15 protein-coding genes and 1 pseudogene are annotated in these 17,753 nt (G+C 65.6%); 9 read left to right on the top strand and 7 right to left on the bottom strand.

The window, feature by feature from the left end; translation table 11 throughout:
- Positions 1-9 precede the first annotated feature (9 nt).
- The 3 genes from EL340_RS09055 to EL340_RS09045 all read right to left on the bottom strand — a co-directional run bounded on the left by EL340_RS09055 (position 10) and on the right by EL340_RS09045 (position 2,378).
- Positions 10-444, bottom strand: coding sequence for an SRPBCC family protein (locus tag EL340_RS09055; RefSeq protein ID WP_126414320.1), 435 nt, complete (start codon positions 442-444; stop codon positions 10-12).
- The gene (locus EL340_RS09050) at positions 437-772 is read right to left on the bottom strand and encodes an ArsR/SmtB family transcription factor (RefSeq protein ID WP_126414319.1); all 336 of its coding nucleotides are present in this window, start codon (positions 770-772) and stop codon (positions 437-439) included. Before EL340_RS09050 ends, EL340_RS09055 begins: the two co-directional genes overlap by 8 nt.
- 193 nt (positions 773-965) lie before the next feature.
- Complete coding sequence (locus EL340_RS09045) at positions 966-2,378, bottom strand: glycosyltransferase (RefSeq protein ID WP_126414318.1); 1,413 nt, start codon at positions 2,376-2,378, stop codon at positions 966-968.
- Positions 2,379-2,635: 257 nt separating this feature from the next.
- Here EL340_RS09045 and purL point away from each other — a divergent pair, with 257 nt between their 5' ends.
- Complete coding sequence (purL, locus tag EL340_RS09035) at positions 2,636-4,996, top strand: phosphoribosylformylglycinamidine synthase subunit PurL (protein ID WP_126414316.1); 2,361 nt, start codon at positions 2,636-2,638, stop codon at positions 4,994-4,996.
- Between the two features lie 561 nt (positions 4,997-5,557).
- Positions 5,558-6,721, top strand: coding sequence for a cysteine protease (locus EL340_RS09030; RefSeq protein ID WP_126414315.1), 1,164 nt, complete (start codon positions 5,558-5,560; stop codon positions 6,719-6,721).
- A gap of 19 nt (positions 6,722-6,740) precedes the next feature.
- On the opposite strand, the gene EL340_RS09025 is transcribed toward EL340_RS09030, so the two are convergent.
- Positions 6,741-7,292 (bottom strand): hypothetical protein, encoded by a 552-nt coding sequence (locus EL340_RS09025; protein WP_126414314.1) that lies wholly within the window; start codon positions 7,290-7,292, stop codon positions 6,741-6,743.
- Between the two features lie 404 nt (positions 7,293-7,696).
- A pseudogene (locus tag EL340_RS09015) lies at positions 7,697-9,059 on the bottom strand (IS256 family transposase).
- 68 nt (positions 9,060-9,127) lie between these two features.
- Here EL340_RS09015 and EL340_RS09010 point away from each other — a divergent pair.
- The 6 genes from EL340_RS09010 (at position 9,128) to EL340_RS08985 (ending at position 16,091) form a co-directional block, all read left to right on the top strand.
- Positions 9,128-10,153, top strand: coding sequence for an ISAs1 family transposase (locus EL340_RS09010; RefSeq protein WP_126414313.1), 1,026 nt, complete (start codon positions 9,128-9,130; stop codon positions 10,151-10,153).
- Between the two features lie 593 nt (positions 10,154-10,746).
- Complete coding sequence (locus EL340_RS09005) at positions 10,747-11,097, top strand: hypothetical protein (RefSeq protein ID WP_126414312.1); 351 nt, start codon at positions 10,747-10,749, stop codon at positions 11,095-11,097.
- Between the two features lie 119 nt (positions 11,098-11,216).
- On the top strand, positions 11,217-12,557 hold the full coding sequence (locus EL340_RS09000; RefSeq protein WP_126414311.1) for a C2 family cysteine protease: 1,341 nt from the start codon (positions 11,217-11,219) through the stop codon (positions 12,555-12,557).
- A 28-nt stretch (positions 12,558-12,585) separates the two neighbouring features.
- A complete protein-coding gene (locus EL340_RS08995; protein ID WP_126414310.1) occupies positions 12,586-13,164 on the top strand; it encodes a hypothetical protein in 579 nt (192 codons plus the stop codon).
- Positions 13,165-13,451: 287 nt separating this feature from the next.
- Positions 13,452-14,990 carry an IS1634 family transposase gene (locus EL340_RS08990; RefSeq protein WP_126414309.1) on the top strand — a complete coding sequence of 513 codons (1,539 nt, stop codon included), beginning with the start codon at positions 13,452-13,454 and terminating at the stop codon, positions 14,988-14,990.
- A 378-nt stretch (positions 14,991-15,368) separates the two neighbouring features.
- A complete protein-coding gene (locus tag EL340_RS08985; protein WP_126414308.1) occupies positions 15,369-16,091 on the top strand; it encodes an IS630 family transposase in 723 nt (240 codons plus the stop codon).
- Here EL340_RS08985 and EL340_RS08980 read toward each other — a convergent pair.
- Positions 16,062-16,811, bottom strand: coding sequence for a transposase family protein (locus EL340_RS08980; protein WP_197722279.1), 750 nt, complete (start codon positions 16,809-16,811; stop codon positions 16,062-16,064). The genes EL340_RS08985 and EL340_RS08980 overlap by 30 nt on opposite strands.
- Before the next feature lie 119 nt (positions 16,812-16,930).
- On the opposite strand from EL340_RS08980, the gene EL340_RS08975 reads away from it, so the two are divergent.
- Entirely contained in the window at positions 16,931-17,311 is a 381-nt protein-coding gene (locus EL340_RS08975) for a transposase (protein WP_164719367.1), read from the top strand.
- Here EL340_RS08975 and EL340_RS08970 read toward each other — a convergent pair.
- Entirely contained in the window at positions 17,283-17,462 is a 180-nt protein-coding gene (locus EL340_RS08970; RefSeq protein WP_126414306.1) for a hypothetical protein, read from the bottom strand. The genes EL340_RS08975 and EL340_RS08970 overlap by 29 nt on opposite strands.
- Positions 17,463-17,753 lie beyond the last annotated feature (291 nt).

Raw genomic sequence — 17,753 nt, 5'->3', positions numbered from 1 at the left:
CATCGGCGATCAGTCGGTCAGGGGTTGCCAGTGGTCCGGCCCGGCGTCCCCTCCCGCACCGGCCACCTTGAGTCGGGGCATGAAGTGGGCCCAGCCATGCGCGTGCCCGCGCACCTCGCTCTCCGGCAGGTCGAGGTGGCGCAGGTCGACACGCGTGCCGCCAGTGGTCGGGGTCAGGAGGAACTCGACCCTGGACGCGCCGGCGAGCAGGTCGTCACTGCCGGCGAACCCCCACGAGACCACCACGCGCGTGAACGGCTCGACCACGAGGTACTCACCCCGCACCGGGTAACCGGCGATATCGACCGCGAACCGGCCTCCCGGCCTCGGGTCAAGATCGGCGTACTGACCCATCCACGCCGTCATGCCCTCGTTGGTGGTGAGGTACTCGAACACCGCCTGCGGGGGCGCCGCGATCTCGATGGAGTCTCGGAACTCAGCCATGCCGCTCGTCCTCTCGCTGCTCGACGGCGGACTTGAGGGCTGCCAGCCTTCCGGGCCAGAAGTCGTCGAGGTAGGAGCGCACCGCCGCCAGTCCATCCGTGTTGAGCGTGTACAGGCGGCGCGTGTGATCGGCGCTGACGGTTGCCAGGCCCGCCTTCTGAAGGGTCCGAAGGTGATGTGAGGCGGTTTGCTGCGACAGCCCAACCGCCTGCGCGACGACGCCGACAGGCTGCGGGCCTGAGCGGATCACCCTTAGGATCGCCCGACGGTTCCCGTCGGCCAGGGCTCGTAACGCCACATCGACATCAATCACCTCCGCTGCTCCCACGCGCTCCTCCTCAGGTCGATGACTTCACTCTAGCACAAATACCCACATGTACTCATGAATATTTGTAGATAGTGATGTCATCTCCTTCGGGGTGGCGAACCGTATTGTGACTGGTCCTCTGGACCGAGTGGGAACGAGGCCTGTCCCGAGCCGGATCTGCTCGGGCCTGCCGGTGCCGTCAGCCGGTCAGCCGCTAGCCCACCAGGTCGGCCACGATCTGCAGGAGGTCCTGCAGGTGGCGGTTGGACAGGAACTCCCGGCGCACGGACTCGTGCGCGGCCAGCCCCATCTCCTGGGCCCGCTCGGGGAAGAGCAGCAGGTCGCGCACGGCCTCGGCCCAGGCGACGCCGTCGGCAGGGTTGACCAGGACGCCGTCGACGCCGTCGTCGATCTGGTCGCGGATACCGCCCACCGCGGAGGCCACCACCGGGGCCTTCTTCCACATCGCCTCGGCCACCGTCAGTCCGAAGGCCTCGATGAGGGAGCGCTGGGTGACCACCGAGCTGACCCGCTGGACGGCGTTGACGACGGTGGCGTTGACCTCCCGGTCCTCCATGCTCACCGCGGCCACGTGGATCCGCGAGGCGACCGAGTCGGGCAGCACCGAGCAGCGCTCAATGATCTGGGTGAGGGCGGCCTGCGACTCGGGCCCGTCCGGGGTGGGGCCGATCAGCAGAAGGTGGGCGTCCTCGGGCAGGATGGCGATGTTGTCGGCGAAGGCCTCCACCAGCTCCAGGCCACCCTTGAGACGGTCCCACCGGTTGACCTGGGTGATGACGCGGGCCCCCAGCGGCACCGGTCCGCCAGCCAGGACCGGGTCGTCGGCCAGGCCGCGGAAGGCGTCAGCGCGCCCGTCGTGACGCATGAAGGGCACGGCCTCGAAGGGCGGCTCGCCGGCGAAGATCCCGGACAGGCGCGCCACCGACCAGGCCTCGTCCAGGTCGAGAACCCGGTTCTTGGGGGAGTCGGCGTCGATCGAGGGGGCCAGAACCGCGCAGCGCTCGGCCTCGATATAGGGCGGGCGGTACTCGGGCCGGGAGACGACGACGAGGTCGACGTCCTCCAGGTAGCGGTCCAGGAAGGCCCAGGCGTAGTCGGCGGCCTCGCCGGCCCCCTCGGCGCCTGCGTGGCAGCGCCAGATGACCGTGGCGCCCACGGCCTTGAGAGCCTTGGCCAGGCCCGCCGTGGGCGGGTCGTGGAGGATGACGACGTCGTCGGGACGGACCTCGTCAACGATGTTCTCCGCGTTGGAGGACAGGACGTGCTCGTAGATGTCGCGCTGCTTGTCCCCGAGCTTGCCGCCGTCGCCGCGGTCGCCGTGGATACCGGCGTGCAGGCGGGCCGCGATCTGGGTGAACTCCTCGGGGGCGTCCAGGCTCAGCCAGCGCACGTCGAGGCCGGCGCCCAGGGCGTAGCCCACGAGGGGCGCGACCGTCTCCGCTGGTCCCGAGCCCGCGGCGGCCGACGGCGTCACCGTCCACACGGTGCGTCCCTCCAGCAGGGCCTCGGCGCCCGTCAGGCTCGTTTGCAGCCGTCTGACGGCCACCTCGTCCAGGTGGCTCTCCAGGTGCGACAGGGGCAGCGGGGCGACGTCGATGTCTCTCATGCCATGATCTTCCCCCGAAATCGTGTGAGTCGCAGCACTTTGAGCGTGGGCGTGGCGTCTCGTTGCCGTTTCTCCATATTTCTCGGCCGGATTCCAGGCCGCCCGGGCGTGGCCCGGTCGGGGCGCGGGTGGGACCCGGGCGGGGCGCGGTGGCGGCGCCGTGGACGGGGCGGAGCCCGGTGCGCTGCTGATGTGGGGCGCCGTGGGGCGCGGGTAGGCTTGGCCCGGCCGCACTCCCTCTTCGACCAGGAGCACCCATGGCGCCCGAGCCCGCGATCCCAGCCCACCACCCCGACACCGTTGCCGACGCCGCCGCGACCCCCGAGCGGGAGATGCCCTGGAAGGAGCTGGGGCTCAAGGCCGACGAGTACGAGTCCATTCGCGAGCTGCTGGGACGGCGCCCCACGAACGCCGAGCTGGCCATGTACTCGGTCATGTGGTCCGAGCACTGCTCCTACAAGTCCTCCAAGATCCACCTGCGCCAGTTCGGCGCCAAGACCACCCCCGAGATGCGCGAGCACCTGCTGGTCGGCATGGGCGAGAACGCCGGCGTCGTCGACATCGGCGACGGCTGGGCGGTGACTTACAAGGTCGAGTCCCACAACCACCCCAGCTACGTCGAGCCCTACCAGGGGGCCGCCACCGGCGTGGGCGGCATCGTGCGCGACATCATCTCCATGGGGGCGCGGCCCGTGGCCGTCATGGACCAGCTGCGCTTCGGCGCCGTCGACCACCCCGACACCGCGCGCGTCGTCCACGGCGTCGTGGCCGGCGTGGGCACCTACGGCAACTCCCTGGGGCTGCCCAACATCGGCGGTGAGACCGAGTTCGACTCCTCCTACCAGGAGAACCCGCTGGTCAACGCCCTGTGCGTGGGCGTACTGCGCCACGAGGACATCCACCTGGCCAACGCCACGGGCGCCGGCAACAAGGTCGTGCTCTTCGGGGCGCGCACCGGCGGCGACGGCATCGGCGGGGCCTCCATCCTGGCGTCCGAGTCTTTCGAGGACGGCATGCCCGCCAAGCGCCCCAGCGTCCAGGTGGGCGACCCCTTCATGGAGAAGGTCCTCATCGAGTGCTGCCTGGACCTGTTCAGGGCCGGGCTGGTCCTGGGCATCCAGGACCTGGGCGCCGCCGGCATCTCCTGCGCCACATCCGAGCTGGCCTCCAACGGCGACGGCGGCATGCACGTCGACCTGGAGAAGGTGCTGCTGCGCGACCCCACCCTGACCGCCGGCGAGATCCTCATGAGCGAGTCCCAGGAGCGCATGATGGCCGTCGTCGCGCCGGACAAGCTTGAGGAGTTCATGGCTGTCATCGACAAGTGGGACGTCGAGGCCGCCGTCATCGGCGAGGTCAACGGCTCGGGCCGCCTGACCATCGACCACTTCGGGGAGCGGATCGTCGACGTCGACCCGCGCACCGTGGCCCACGAGGGCCCCACCTACGAGCGCCCTTACGCCCGCCCCGCCTGGCAGGACGAGCTCAACGCCGACACCACCGAGCGCCTGGCCCGGCCCGAGAATGCCGAGGAGATCGCCGAGCAGGTGCGCGCCGTCGTCGTGAGCCCCAACCAGGCCTCAACCGCCTGGGTGACCAACCAGTACGACCGGTTCGTGCGCGGTGACACCGCCTTGTGCCAGCCCGACGACGCTGGTGTCATCCGCGTCGACGAGGCCACCGGCCGCGGCGTGGCCATCGCCACCGACGCCAACGGCCGCTTCACCAAGCTCGACCCCGCCACCGGCGCCGCCCAGGCCCTGGCCGAGTCCTACCGCAACGTGTGCACCGTGGGTGCCCGGCCCCTGGCCGTCACCGACTGCCTCAACTTCGGCTCCCCGGAGGACCCCGACGCCATGTGGCAGCTCGTCGAGGCCATCACCGGACTGGCCGACGCCTGCGCCGTCATGGGCGTGCCGGTCACCGGCGGCAACGTCTCCCTCTACAACTCCCACGGCAAGGTCAAGGGGCAGATCGACTCCTCGATCAACCCCACACCGGTCGTCGGCGTCCTGGGCGTCATGGACGACGTGCGCCGTGCCAACCCCTCGGGCTGGCACGAGGAGGGCCTGGCCATCATGGCCCTGGGCGCCACCGCCGACGAGCTCGACGGCTCGGCCTGGTCCCGAGTGGTTCACGACCACCTTGGTGGGCGGCCCCCGCGCGTGGACCTCGAGGCGGAGATGGCGCTGGGCCGCGTCCTGCTGGCCCTCAGTGAGGCCGAGGAACCCGACGGCGAGCCGCTGGTGCGCGCCGCCCACGACTGCTCGGCCGGCGGGCTCATCCAGACCCTCGTGGACTCCTGCCTGCGCTGCGGCGTCGGCGCCAGCGTGGACCTGACCGCGATCCAGGAGGAGGGCGTGGACGACTTCACCGCCCTGTTCTCCGAGTCTGGGGCCCGCGCGATCGTCGCGGTGCGCGAGGAGCTCGTGCCCGCCATGATCGCGGCAGCCGAGGCCGAGGACGTCGCCGTGGCCCGCCTGGGGACCACCGGTGGTGACCTGCTGGTCGTGGCCGGCAGCGACCTGCTCTCCGACGGCGGTGCCGGCCGGCCCCTCGTCCTGGACCTGGCTGAGCTCGGAGCCGACGTCGACGGCGTCCTGCCGGCGCTGTTCTGAACCTTCTGCGCCGAGCCGGGCGTTTTTCGCGTAGCCCTACCGTTTTTCTGTCCGGCTGCGCGAGAAGTGCCCGGCTCGATGGCGCGGTGCTCGGAGCGTTGGAAGGTTGTCCCCAAGGGCGGGTCGTTGGTCCCGATATTTCTACTGAGTCTGAAATTAAATTTCTCTCGTTCCCTGATTTCTGTAATACCGCTCAGGTTCAGTGCGTCTCGTGCGCTCGGTGGGGCTGAGCGAAGGAGTGGTCTCTGATGGCGTGGCGGATCGTGCTCCCGGCTTGTGAAGACGTGTGTGGTCTGGGGGTGGTCGGTGAGTGCGGGGCTGGCCGGTCTGACGAGGGTGATTGGTACGCAGGTTCCTGGCTCGGCGGGTGGGGTGAGGTCGTTGGCGGCCTCGTGGCGCAGGTCGGGGGCCACCGTGTCTGAGGGGGCGGGGCTGATGGAGTCTGCTGGGGCGGCGACGCCGTCGTGGCAGGGGGCCAGTGCGCAGGCCTTTGCCGCTGCCGCCTCGTCCCTGGCCGGCGGACTTGGCGCCACGGTCGGGGAGCTGGACCGCGGCGCCGGGGTGCTGGACACCTACGCCGGGGTGCTGGACACCTACGCCGGGGTGCTGGAGCGAGCCCACGCGATGGCCGCCGAGCTGCGCGTCCAGGCGGCTCGCCTGCTGGTGACCGCTATCGCCAGCCCCGCGACCGCGCCGGCCTGCGAGGTCCTGGCCGCCACGATCACCTCGGCCTTCGACGGCCTGCTGAGCACCGTCGACATGGCCGCCACCCACACCGCCACCTCACTGACCACCGGGGCAGGAGGTTCGGACCGTGCTGCCAGTGCCAAGGGTAAGGGCGGCGGGAATGACGCCGCTAAGGACAAGCGTGGTTTCGGGCAGGATCTTGAACGCCTCAAGGAGCAGGCTGACGGCAAGGGCGACTGGGATCCTGACGCCAACCAGACCATCATTCCTGACTGTTTTATGCTTGTTACTCTTCAAGGGTATTCAGCGACCGAGGAGGGCCAGCAGTTCCTGCGTGATCACGTCAGGTGGGACGAGGGCAAGAACTGCTTCGTCGTCACCCTCTACGACGACGGCAAACCCGTCGACGTCGAAGTGAGGGACTACTATGCCAACGGCAGTACGGATGAGTATGGGCGCCCTACTCTTATGAGTATCTATGAGCGTGCCTACGGGGAGAAGTTCGGCGAGGAGGGGCTGAACAATAGGCCCCCCAGCGAAGCGATGGAACGAATTTCCGGACATGCGGCTACTGTTGTCGACACGGAAGGTGGGCCAGGATTCTTCGGCTGGTTCACCGGTGAGGACCACAAATATACCGGCAAGGAGTGGGCGACCATTGATCGCGCCGTCGATGAGGGGCGTCCTGTCGTAGCGGTGACTGCTGAAGATATTAAGGAGAACACAACTGTCCGGGCCGTCACTGACACCAATGGTGACGGAAAGATCGACACCAAGAACAAGGGGGCTCACGGGGAGGTGCTCGACCAGGAGGGTACTCGAGTTCTAGGGGGCGGACATAAGACTCAGGACGGCGAGAAAAGCGCCCATGCTTATACGGTGGTGGCAGTTGATGATCAGTACGTCACACTGAGGAACCCCTGGGGGATGAATCCAACACCGGAAGCCGAACATGCAGATAATGGACTCATCAGGATAAGTCGAGAAGACTATGAGAGGTACTTCTCGCAGACTAGCATTGGGGAAGACCCAGAGTGAGTGATGTCGAATTCCTGTGTTATTTCCGTGTGCACGGGTCGATTTTTGTACACAGGGAGAGTCCTGGATCAAGGACGATGTTCACCACGTAGTCCCATCCACCAGTTTTTCTGTCTTTGCTGAAGTTAATCTCTGGAATGATCGGGGGTGCGTTGACTTCGAGGAGGGTGACTGTTCCCAGTCCCTCGATGTGGACACTCTCGCCGAGGCGCATCTCATAGTCCTGTTCTGCTCCATGGAACGGTTTCCATGCCACTGTGCCGACCCACCGGTGACTTCTCGAGTACAGAAGACCTGGATGTAGTCTTCCATGCCGTGTTTCAGGTGCGGGAATTTCCCAACTGAGGTATCTTACTTCGCCCTCCTCAACGCCGGCTGGCAGGGGGACGCTGGTGGTGGTGGGATGGGTCCAGTACAGCCATCCGGCGGTGCAGAGTGCGGTGGTGAGGGTGGCTACGATGATTCCTAGAATGAGGCGTCTCTTCGTTTTGCCTCGCCTGAGTTGATCGTCTGCTTGAGAAGTGGGTGGCGCTGCGTCTTTGTTAGTTTCGTCGTCCTGGTGGTCTGCCACGGGTTGCCCTCCTTCTCAAAGTGGGTGATGGGGAGAGGATACACTGAATTTATTTGGGTGACAGGGTGGTTGGATGGGGAAGTGAGCGCAGCTTGAGCTGCGTTGCGTCAGGTTTTCTGCGGGGCTGTTCAGCCCAGGGGGTCGGCAAAGTCGGTGGGTGATGAGGGATGAGCCGGTCTGACGGGGGCTTTGACGGGGTTTGGTGTGTCGTTGAGACGGGGGCGCGGGCCCCGTGGGGACGATGAGTGGTGTCTAGTCATCCCCTCGTCCTGGGAGCCCGCGCTGATGCCATCCTCCACCACGACCGCCTTGTCGCGCCAGCCCCTGGTCCAGGTTCTCAGGAACGTGACCGACCCCCGCGATCGGCGGGGTGGAGCCTGTCCAGTTTTCTGTGTAAGCGGGTTCTATAGGTAGGGGGCGAATCGGTCGGGGTATGCGGTGGCGGGGCTGGGCCAGGGCCTTGTATCTGGTCGGTGGTGATCTGTCCTTCGACGAGCTTGCCCTTGGTTCTGCGCTTGGAGGGTGGCAGTCCTTTCTCTTTGTCGCGTTCTCGGGCTCGTTTGTCCACGGGTGTCGCAGACCGGCCAGCTTTCGGCAGCTCGGGCCGCTGCCTCATCGCTGGGGAAGTGGCCGCGGTTCTTGGTGACCTTGCGCAGCTGGTAGTTCAGCGACTCGATGCTGTTGGTCGTGTAGATGACGCGCCTGAGCATCGGCGGGAAGGCCAGGAAGGGCGTGAACCTCTCCCAGGCCCGTTCCCAGGTCGCCACCGTCTCGGGGTACTTGACCCCCAGGTCGGAGGCGGAGAAGTCGGTCAGGGCCTGCCAGGCGGCCTCCTCGTTGGGGGCGGTGTAGACGGCCTTGAGGGCGGCGGCGACCTTCTTGCGGTCCCCGTAGGACACGAACCGCATCGAGGTCCGGATCAGGTGGACCACGCAGGTCTGGACCGTCGTCTGGGGCCAGGTCGCCTCGATCGCCTCGGGCAGGCCCGTCAGCCCGTCACAGCACACGATCAGCACGTCGCTCACGCCTCTGTTGGCCAGCTCGGCGCACACGTGCGCCCAGAAGGAGGCGCCTTCCTCGGCCTGGACCCAGATCCTTAAGGCACGTGCTTGATCCCGTCCATGTCGACCCCGACCGCGATGTGGGCCGAGCGGGAGGCGACCCGGTGATTGACGCGGACCTTGACCCGGATCGCGTCGAGGTAGATCACTGGGTAGAACTCGTCCAGCGGGCGGCGCTGCCACTCCAGGACGGCGTCAGCGACCGCGTCGGTGATCTTCGAAATGGTCCCTGCGGACAGCTCCACACTGAGCGTGGAGGCCAGGTGGTGCTGGATGTCGCGCACTTCTCAATTCCGCCGGCGTACAGGCTGATGATCATCGCATCCAGCCCGTCCAGACGGCGCTGGCCCTTACGCACCAGGCGTGGGGTGAAGGTCCCGGCCCGGTCCCGGGGAACCTCGATCTCGAAAGGCCCCACCTCGGAGTCCACCGTCTTGGGCGTGGTCCCGTTCCTGGCGTTGCCGCGCGCCTGGGCGGTCGACTCGCCCTTTTCATATCCCAGGTGCTCGGTCAGCTCAGCGCCCAGGCCCCTCTCCAGGGCCTCCTTGACCAGGGCCGGCAGCAGGCCATCAGCCCCGGTCATCTTCACCTGGCCGGCATCAATCTGCTCGAACAAGCCGTCCAAAGACCCCGCCGAACGCAGCCGGTCGACTACATCCTGCCCACCAGCAGGAGTCGCGTTGTCGTCATCAGTAGCAGTCATCAGTGTCGGTCCTTCCAACGGAGGGGCTTACACAAACCATTGAACACGCTCGCGGGGTGTGCGCTTGAGGCCTGCCCACGGTCCTGTCCCTGGCCGTCACCGGGGTGCTGGCCGGCTGCCGGAGCCTGACGGCGATATGGGAGCACACCACCGACCTGACCGGCGCCGACCTGCGCTCTCTGGGGCTGGAGGAGGGGCAGGCCCTTCCATCGGAGTCCACCATCCGACGGGTGCTCCAGGACCTGGACCCCGCAGACCTCGACGCCCATCTGATGACCTGGTTCTACACGCGTACCGGCACCATCAACGGCCGCACAGTGATCGCCGTGGACGGCAAGACCATGCGTGCAGCGCGCAGGGGCGAGGATCCGGCGCCGCACCTCCTGGCCGCCTTGGACCACGCCACGGGCGCCGTGCTTACCCAGGAGCGGGTGGCCGGCAAGTCCAACGAGATCCCCGCACTCAGGGTTCTGCTTGAGCCCCTCGACCTGGACGGGGTCGTGGTGACCGCTGACGCCATGCACACCCAGGTGGACACCGCCCGGTGGATCACCCGGCGTGGTGGTCACTACGTGTTCACCGTCAAGGGCAATCAGAAGACCCTGCGCAGGACGCTCAAGGCCCTGCCGTGGAAGGACGTCCCGTCCATCTCCTCGGTCGAGCGCTGCCACGGTCGGTGGGTGCGGCGCACCGTCAAGGCCCTCGAGGCCCCTCAGCGGGTGGACTTCCCCGCCGCCGCCCAGGTGATCCAGATCCGACGCACCCGAACCGTCAAAGGCCGCAAGCGTGTCGAGGTGGTCTACCTGATCTGCTCCCTGCCCATGACCGACGCCCAGCCCGAGGCCGTCGCGGCCTGGGTCCGCGGGCACTGGGGGATAGAGAACCGTCTCCACTGGATCCGGGACGTGGTCTTCGACGAGGACCGTCACCAGCTGAGCACCCGCAACGGCCCCGAGATCATGGCCGCCCTAAGGAACCTGGCCATCAGCCTCATCCGCCTCTTCCTCGGGCCCGGCGTCTCCATCGCCTCAACCACCAGATCCCTGTCCAGACGCCCCAAACGAGCCATCAGCCTACAGACCCAACCAACCCCCTAAAACCGACTTTGCCGACCCCCTGCTGTTCAGCCTGATGAGCGGTTCTTGAGTCTCGGGGGAGGAGGGGGTGGGGACTGCTGGTTGGCGTGTGTTGAGGTGGGTGGTGGCTGCGGGGCTGACCGTCATGGGGCTGGATGCCGCCTCCGACGAGCTTGCTGGCCCGGTCTGACTCTGCCTGGTCGACGATGCTCTCCGATGGTGTCGCCTCTGAGGGGGCTGACGTGCGGGTTGCTGATGTGGCCACGCTCATGTTGGAGGCTGTGCGCCGCGGCGGGGAGCAGGCGCCCTGAGGCGTCGTGAGTCGTCCGGGGCCACCCTGAGGCTCCCCGGGTCTTTCTGAGTCGTGCCGGGTTGTGCCGGGTCGGGGTTGTGCGGGGTTGTGCCGCAGGGGTGGGTTGCGCGCCTGGTGGGGTGGGTGTTGATGGGGAGTTCTCCCCGGGGTGCCGGGCCGATGGTCCCTTACTTTTTTCTGGATGCACGATTAGTTTTCTCATCGTTCCCTGATTCCTACAAAACCGCTCCAGGACACGGCACGGGTGACTGGTGCCCCTTGGGGTGGTGTGTGATTGGAGTGGTCCCTGGTGGTGTTGCAGGTGGTGCCTGACGAGCTGGCGCGGGCGGTGTCGCTGGCTGATGAGTGCTCAGCCGTGCTGGGGCCGGTCAGCGTTGAGCCCGGCAGCAGCGGCGACCTGGGGCCGGCGGTGCTGGTAGCGGCCGCAGCGGCCTACGCCACCACCCAGACCTGCGGCGCCCGCGACGGCGCGGCCGGGGCCGACCAGATCGCAGACGGCGTCAAGCACGCCATGACCAGCCTGGCCGAGGCCGACGAGTCCTCAGCCAGCGGCGCCCGCGGCCTGCTGACCCCCACCGGCGGGGCGGGCCTGGGCGCCGGAGCCAAGGCCGGGACCGGACGCGGGGCCCACGGTCTGGGGGCAGGCCGGTGAGCGCCGGGGCGGTGAGTGCGGGGCTGGCCGGCCTGACGAGGGTGATCGGTACGCAGGTTCCCGGCTCCCCCGGCGGGGTGCGGTCGCTGGCCGCCTCGTGGCGCCGGTCAGGAGCCACCGTGACCGAGGGCGCGAGCCTGATGAGCTCCGCCAAGGCGGCGACACCGTCATGGCAGGGAGCCAGTGCGCAGGCCTTTGCCGCTGCCGCCGCATCCCTAGCCGGCGGACTTGGCGCCACGGTCGGGGAGCTGGACCGCGGCGCCGGGGTGCTGGACACCTACGCCGGGGTGCTGGAGCGAGCCCACGCGATGGCCGCCGAGCTGCGCCTCCAGGCAGCCCGCCTACTGGTCACCGCTATCGCCAGCCCCGCGACCGCACCGGCCTGCAACGCCCTGGCCACCACCATCACCAGCGCCTTCAACAACCTCCTGACCACCATCGACACAGCCGCCACCCACACCGCCACCTCACTGACCACCAGCACCAGCACCCAAAGCCGCAACAGCGGAACGACAGCCAAAGCGGGAGCCCCAAAAGGGCACATCAAAGGGCCCTTGGACTGGACTATGCAACTCTGGTCAACCTTGCTTGAAACTCGTCCGTTTTCGGATGAGGATATTAGGCGGTTGCGGGAACAGGCCGACGGCAACGCCGACTGGGACAAGGACGCCAACCAAGGCGGCATTGGTGACTGCTACCTGCTCGCCAGCCTCCAGGGCTACTCCCAGACCGAGGAGGGCCAGCAGCTCCTGCGTGACCACGTCAGGTGGGATAAGGCCAAGAACTGCTTCGTCGTCACCCTCTACGACAACGGTAAACCCGTCTACGTCGAGGTAAACGACTACTACTCCGACGGCAGTAAAGACTCTCAGGGCAGACCAACCCTCATGAGCCTCTACGAGCGCGCCTACGGAAAGTACTTCGGGTATCGCGATCTCGACGATGGTGGGACCCCTGGAGAGGACGGTATGGAGGCTGTTGCGGACGCAGATACTCGCGTCATCGGCACCATGGAGATACCTGTCCTTGGCGGTAATATCCCTCTTCACAAGTACAGTTCTAAGGACTGGGAAAATATGGAGCAGGCTGTTAAGGAAGGAGAAGTTGTGGTCGGGTCGACATCCGGAGGGGACTTCAGTCGCGGCGACACGGTCGAAGCGGCCAGCGACACTAACGGTGACGGCAAGATCGACACCGAGAACCCTGGCAGCAACGGTAAGGCGCCTGATAAGGAGGGTGACTATCGAATCGTTGGAGGTGACTACGACCATGACCCGAAAACAGATCCAAGTAGTCATGCGTATACGGTTGTCGACATTGATGACAACTATGTCACCTTGCGTAACCCCTGGGGAGAGAACCACGCCTCCGGCGGTAGTGAAGATGGTGGCCTCATAAGAATCACTCGGGAGGATTACGAGAAGTACTTCGAGCACACCATCATCGGTCAGGTTCCCTGACGTCTGAAGTTCCAGGAAAGAGGGAAGCATGACGGAGGAGAGACATGGGAGCGGTGTGGCGGGAGTCTACGTCTCCGGAAATACCGTTCCACAAAACTTCGGAAATCAATCGAGCGGGGGTGGGGTAGCTAAAATCCTGCTGTGGGTGGTTGTCGCTGTCGTTGTTGTTGCGACGGCAGCAGGGGTAGGTGGCTGGGTGTGGTCGACTCACATGGGTGCGGTCGGCGGCTCTCAAGCAACCGAGAAACCTCCCTCGCCACTTAAGAGCACCCCCCTTCCGTCTGGAGTTGAGAGGGGTGAAGTCATTACTCTTGGTGGGTCGCTCCCGTCTGAAAATACCGATAAGGGGATACTCGAATCCGCCGGCATGCACGTCGAGAACAATCGGTGGGTCGGCTCGGTGCGCTGGATACCCATCGGGGGAGAGTCGGTCAAGTACGATCTACCTCTAGGTAAAAGCGTCCACATCGATGGGTTGGGTACCGTCACCCTCTTTTCTGTCACTCCACCGTCCACCGCGCCGCCTGACAAGACTAAGAGTGGCGGGTCAACAAGTACACTCCACATCAACGTCAATCTGGATCCCGGTGAATCCTTCCATCCTTGATGGGATTGTTGATGTGAGGTGAGGGTCGCTGTGGCTCCAATCCCCGTGGCCCTGTGTCGCCATACGACTTAGTTGTGTGGGCGCGGGTTGAATACTGTGCACAGTGAGAGTCCAGGGTCAAGGATGATGTTCACTCGATAGAGCCAGCCCCCGGCTTTTTGCTCCCTACCAAGGTTGATCTCCGGGACCTGACTTGGCTCATTGCGGGGTGGTTGGGTCGCTGGGGGTGTGGTTGTGGTTGGGATTGTGCGGGTTGCGTGGGTGGGGGTGCGCACTAACGTGGGGGTATGAGTCCGTACGTTCGCGCGGTCAGGACGGCGTCGGGGGCCCGTGCGGTGCAGATCGTGTACTCCTCCCGCAAAGGAGCCCGCAGCATCGAGCACATCGGCTCAGCCCATGACGATGCTGAGCTGGCGGCGCTTAAGGAGGTCGCCAGGCAGCGTCTCAACGCTGGCCAGCTCGGCCTTGACCTGCCGGGCCTGAACGGTGCGGACGTCGGGGGAAAGGGACCGCAGGCGCTGGCTGGGGCCGGGCGCGTAGCGCCGATCACCTCCAACCGGATGGGAGTGCTCCTGGAGACGCTGGAAGCGGCTTGGAAGGCAGTGGGCCTGGACGGGCTCGGTGGTGCTGACGAGGTCTTCCGCCAGCTCGTTACCGCCAGGCTGATCGAGCCGACCAGCAAGCAGGGCTCCCTGCGGGTCCTGGCCGAGGCAGGTCTGACGCCGGTGTCCTACGCCACGGTCAAGCGTCATCTGCCCCGCTACGCCGCTGAGGAGTTCACCCGGGGCCTGTCGCGCCTGCTGGCCGGACGCGCCCGCATCGACCGGGCCTCGCTGGTCCTGTTCGACGTGACGACCCTGTACTTCGAGACCGACAAGGCCGACGGTTTCCGCGAGCCGGGCTTCTCGAAGGAAAGACGCCTGGAGCCGCAGATCACGGTAGGGCTGCTCACCGACGAGACCGGGTTCCCTCTACGGGCCGAGGCCTTTGAGGGCAACAAGGCCGAGACCGCCACCATGATCCCGACGATCAACGACTTCATGAACGCCTACAACCTCGACGACGTGGTGGTCGTCGCCGACGCCGGGATGATCGGCGCCGCCAACAAGCAGGCCCTGGAGGCAGCCGGCCTGTCTTACGTGCTGGGCTCACGCACCTCACGCGTCCCCCACGTGATCAGCTCCTGGCACGACAGCCACCCCGACCAGGACGTCCCCGACGGGCTGACCCTGACCCAGCCCTGGCCCGCCGGAGCCAGCGACCAGCGCCGTGACGAGACCATCTGCTACCGCTACAGCGCCGACAGGGCCCGACGCACGCTACACGGGATCGACACCCAGGTCGCCAAGGCCGAGAAAGCCGTCGCAGGAAAGATCCCCGTCAAACGCAACCGCTTCGTGCACCTGTCCGGCGCCACCAGGAGCATCAACCGCGACCTGGAGACACGGGCCCGGACCCTGGCCGGGTGGAAGGGATACGTCACCAACCTGCCCAACCCCGACCCCGAGACGGTCATCGGTGCCTACCACCGCCTGTACAACATCGAGAAGTCCTTCCGCATGTCCAAGTCCGACCTGAGAGCACGCCCCATCTACCACCACCTGCGCCAGTCCATCGAGGCCCACCTGACCATCGTCACCGCCGCCCTGGCCATGGCCCGATGGCTGGAGAACACCACCGGCTGGTCCATCAGACGCCTGATCACCACCGCCCGCCGCTACCGCACCATCACCATCAACATCACCGGACACACCCTCACAGCCGCCGACCCACTCCCACCCGACCTCATCCAAGCCCTCAACAACATCCACCACGACACTAAATGAGCCAACTCAGGTGAGAGTCCGGGGTCAAGGATGATGTTCACTCGATAGAGCCAGCCCCCGGCTTTTTGCTCCCTACCAAGGTTGATCTCCGGGACGGTCGGGGGTGGTTCGACTTCGAGGAGGGTCGCTGTTCCCAGGCCATCGATGTGGACGCTCTCGCCGAGACGCAGCTCATAGTCCTGTTCCGCTCCATGAAACGGTTTCCATGTCACCGTGCCAACCCATTCGTGGTTCCTGGAATACAGCGGCCCTGGGAACAGGCTTCCGTGTATCGTCTGTGGAGAGGGAAGTGCAGAGCTGATGGCCGGCATTAAACAAAGTTTCCTTCTGGGGTTGTGTTGTCGGGTGGTTTTGGGGGTATCGATATAGAATGTGTGTGTGGTTGTTGATGTGACTGCGGAGGAGCGGGATGTTCTTCTGGCGTGGAAGAAACGCGGTGACTCGTTCGTCCTGGTGCGTTTAAAGGCTGAGGCCATTTTGTATGCCTCTCGTGGTGTCGGCACGGGTGTTATCGCTGAGATGGTCGGCCGCAGCCGCAGGACGGTGAGCAACTGGCTGCGCCGCTGGCGGTGCTCCAGGTTGCACTCGGTTGTCACTGGGCACGCCGGCAACGAGAACGCCGCCAAGCTCACCCGCGCCCACAAGGAGCAGCTCAAGCGGATCCTGAGTAGGCCACCGGCCCAGAGCGGGATCAGGGCGGACTTCTGGGACGTACCGGCCCTGCGTGACGTGGTGCGGATCAAGTTCGGCGTGGAGTACGCCTCAGACTCCTCCTACCAGCTGCTCCTGCGCTTCGTGGGGATGAGCTTCAAGCTGCCCGACCCCTTCGACAAGCGCCGCGACGAGGCCGCCGTCACCGAGCGAATGGACCAGGTCCGTCAGGAGGTCGCCGACCTGCTGGCCCGGGGCTGGGAGGTCTACACCGTCGACGAGGTGCGCGTCGAGCACGAGGCCGTCACCCGGCGTATGTGGCTGCCCACCGGCCGTCGGACCAAGATCTATGTCGACCGAGAACGCTCGGCCCAGTCTTTCTTCGGCGCCCTGAGCCTGACCAGCAAGCAGGAAGGTTATTCAGGGGTTGGTGTAGGCGTAGAGGGCTAGGGTGGCTGTGATAGTTTCTTTGAAGGTGTGCAGGGGGCGCCTGTAGTCGTGGGCCAGGATCTTCCAGGATTTGATGTGCGCGATGGTTCTCTCCACGACATACCGGATTTCATTTAGGGATTTGTTGGCCTGCTTCTGGGCCTTGGTGAGCTCACTGTTGGGAGGTTTCTTGTAGGGGGTGAGAACCCCGGTTCCGATGTAGCCTTTATCGGCGATGCAGCAGGAGGGGTCGATCTCCTCCAAGAGACCGGAGGTGGTGATGGCCTTGGTGTCGTGGGTGGCCCCCGGTAGCGGGTCTGAGGCCCACCGCAGGCGCCCGGCGGGGCTGACCAGCACTTGCAGGCTCAGGCCGGTGCGCTTGTGCTTGCCCGACCACAGGTCCGTCCGATCCTTCCAGCTCCAGCACGGCAGGAGCGTACCGTCGATGATGTGCACGCCCCCATGGGGGACCTCCTCGACGGTCGCCAGCACAGGCCCCAAGACCCTGGCGATGATCCGGGTGACCACCGAGATCGCCCGCGAGATCGTCGGCTGTGACACCCCCATGATCTCGGCGATCGCCTCCTGGGAGGTGTTGGTGCGCAAATACATCAACGTCGCCCGCACCGCGGCCAGTGGGCCAAGAATTCTTGGCGCCAAGGAGATCTCAGTATCACCCAGCACCATTTCCACCAGGCAGCTCAACTGCGTTCTGTCCAGGCCTGTGATACCCTTACCCATGACGGCTCGTTCCTGAGAGGTTTCATGTAGCAATCTGATTCTCTCAGACCAACGAGCCGTCACCCATTCAACACACCGAACCCCTAAACCCCCATACACGCCCCTGAATAACCTTCCAGGTGCGCGTCTACCCCATCGAGGGCAACCAGAACGCCGAGCAGGTCACCCTGGCCCTGGCCCGTCTGGTACGCGAGACGGCAAACGACAAGATCGCTGTTGTTCTTGACAACGCCGGCTTCCACCACGCCAAGGCGGTCACTGACCTGTATGAGCCCGGCCAGGCCCTGGAGCGCGTCAGGCCGATCTACCTACCTCCTTACGCGCCCGACCACAACCCAATAGAGCACGTCTGGAACACCGCCAAGAAGAACATCTCAAACATACAACGAGACAACCCCGAGGAAACCTACACCGCATTCACCAGCTACATCACCAGCCGCACCTTCGACTACGACTTCGAGCACCTACCCATCACACCAACCCAAGAAAAGCTTGATTAAAGACCGCCATGAGGTATCCGGCCTCGCCCTCCTGGACTCCGTCGGGCAGGGGGACGCTGGTGGTGGTGGGGTGGGTCCAGTACAGCCATCCGGCGGTGCAGAGCACGGTGGTGAGGGTGGCTATGATGATTCCCAGAATGAGGCGTCGCACCGTTTTGCCTCGCCTGGGCCGATCGTCTGCTTGGGCAGTGAGTGGCTCGGTGTCTCCGTTGGTTCCGTCGTCCTGGTGGTCGGCCACGGGCTGCCCTCCTCCTCAAAGTGGGTAATGGATAAAGGATACACTCAATTTATTCGAGCGAGCGGATGGCTGGAGGGAGAAGTGATCGCAACCTGACCTGAGCTGCTTTGTGTTTAGCTTCCTGCGGAGGCATTCAACGTGGTGAGGACTTCCTGAGCCGCAGGGGAGAAGAGATCGACGGCTGCAGACTGGCCCGCGTTAAGG

This window comes from Actinomyces viscosus (assembly GCF_900637975.1).
Taxonomy (GTDB): Bacteria; Actinomycetota; Actinomycetes; order Actinomycetales; family Actinomycetaceae; genus Actinomyces; species Actinomyces viscosus.
Note: the sequence above shows the minus strand (reverse complement) of the source record. Positions and strands in the feature narration are given on the sequence as shown.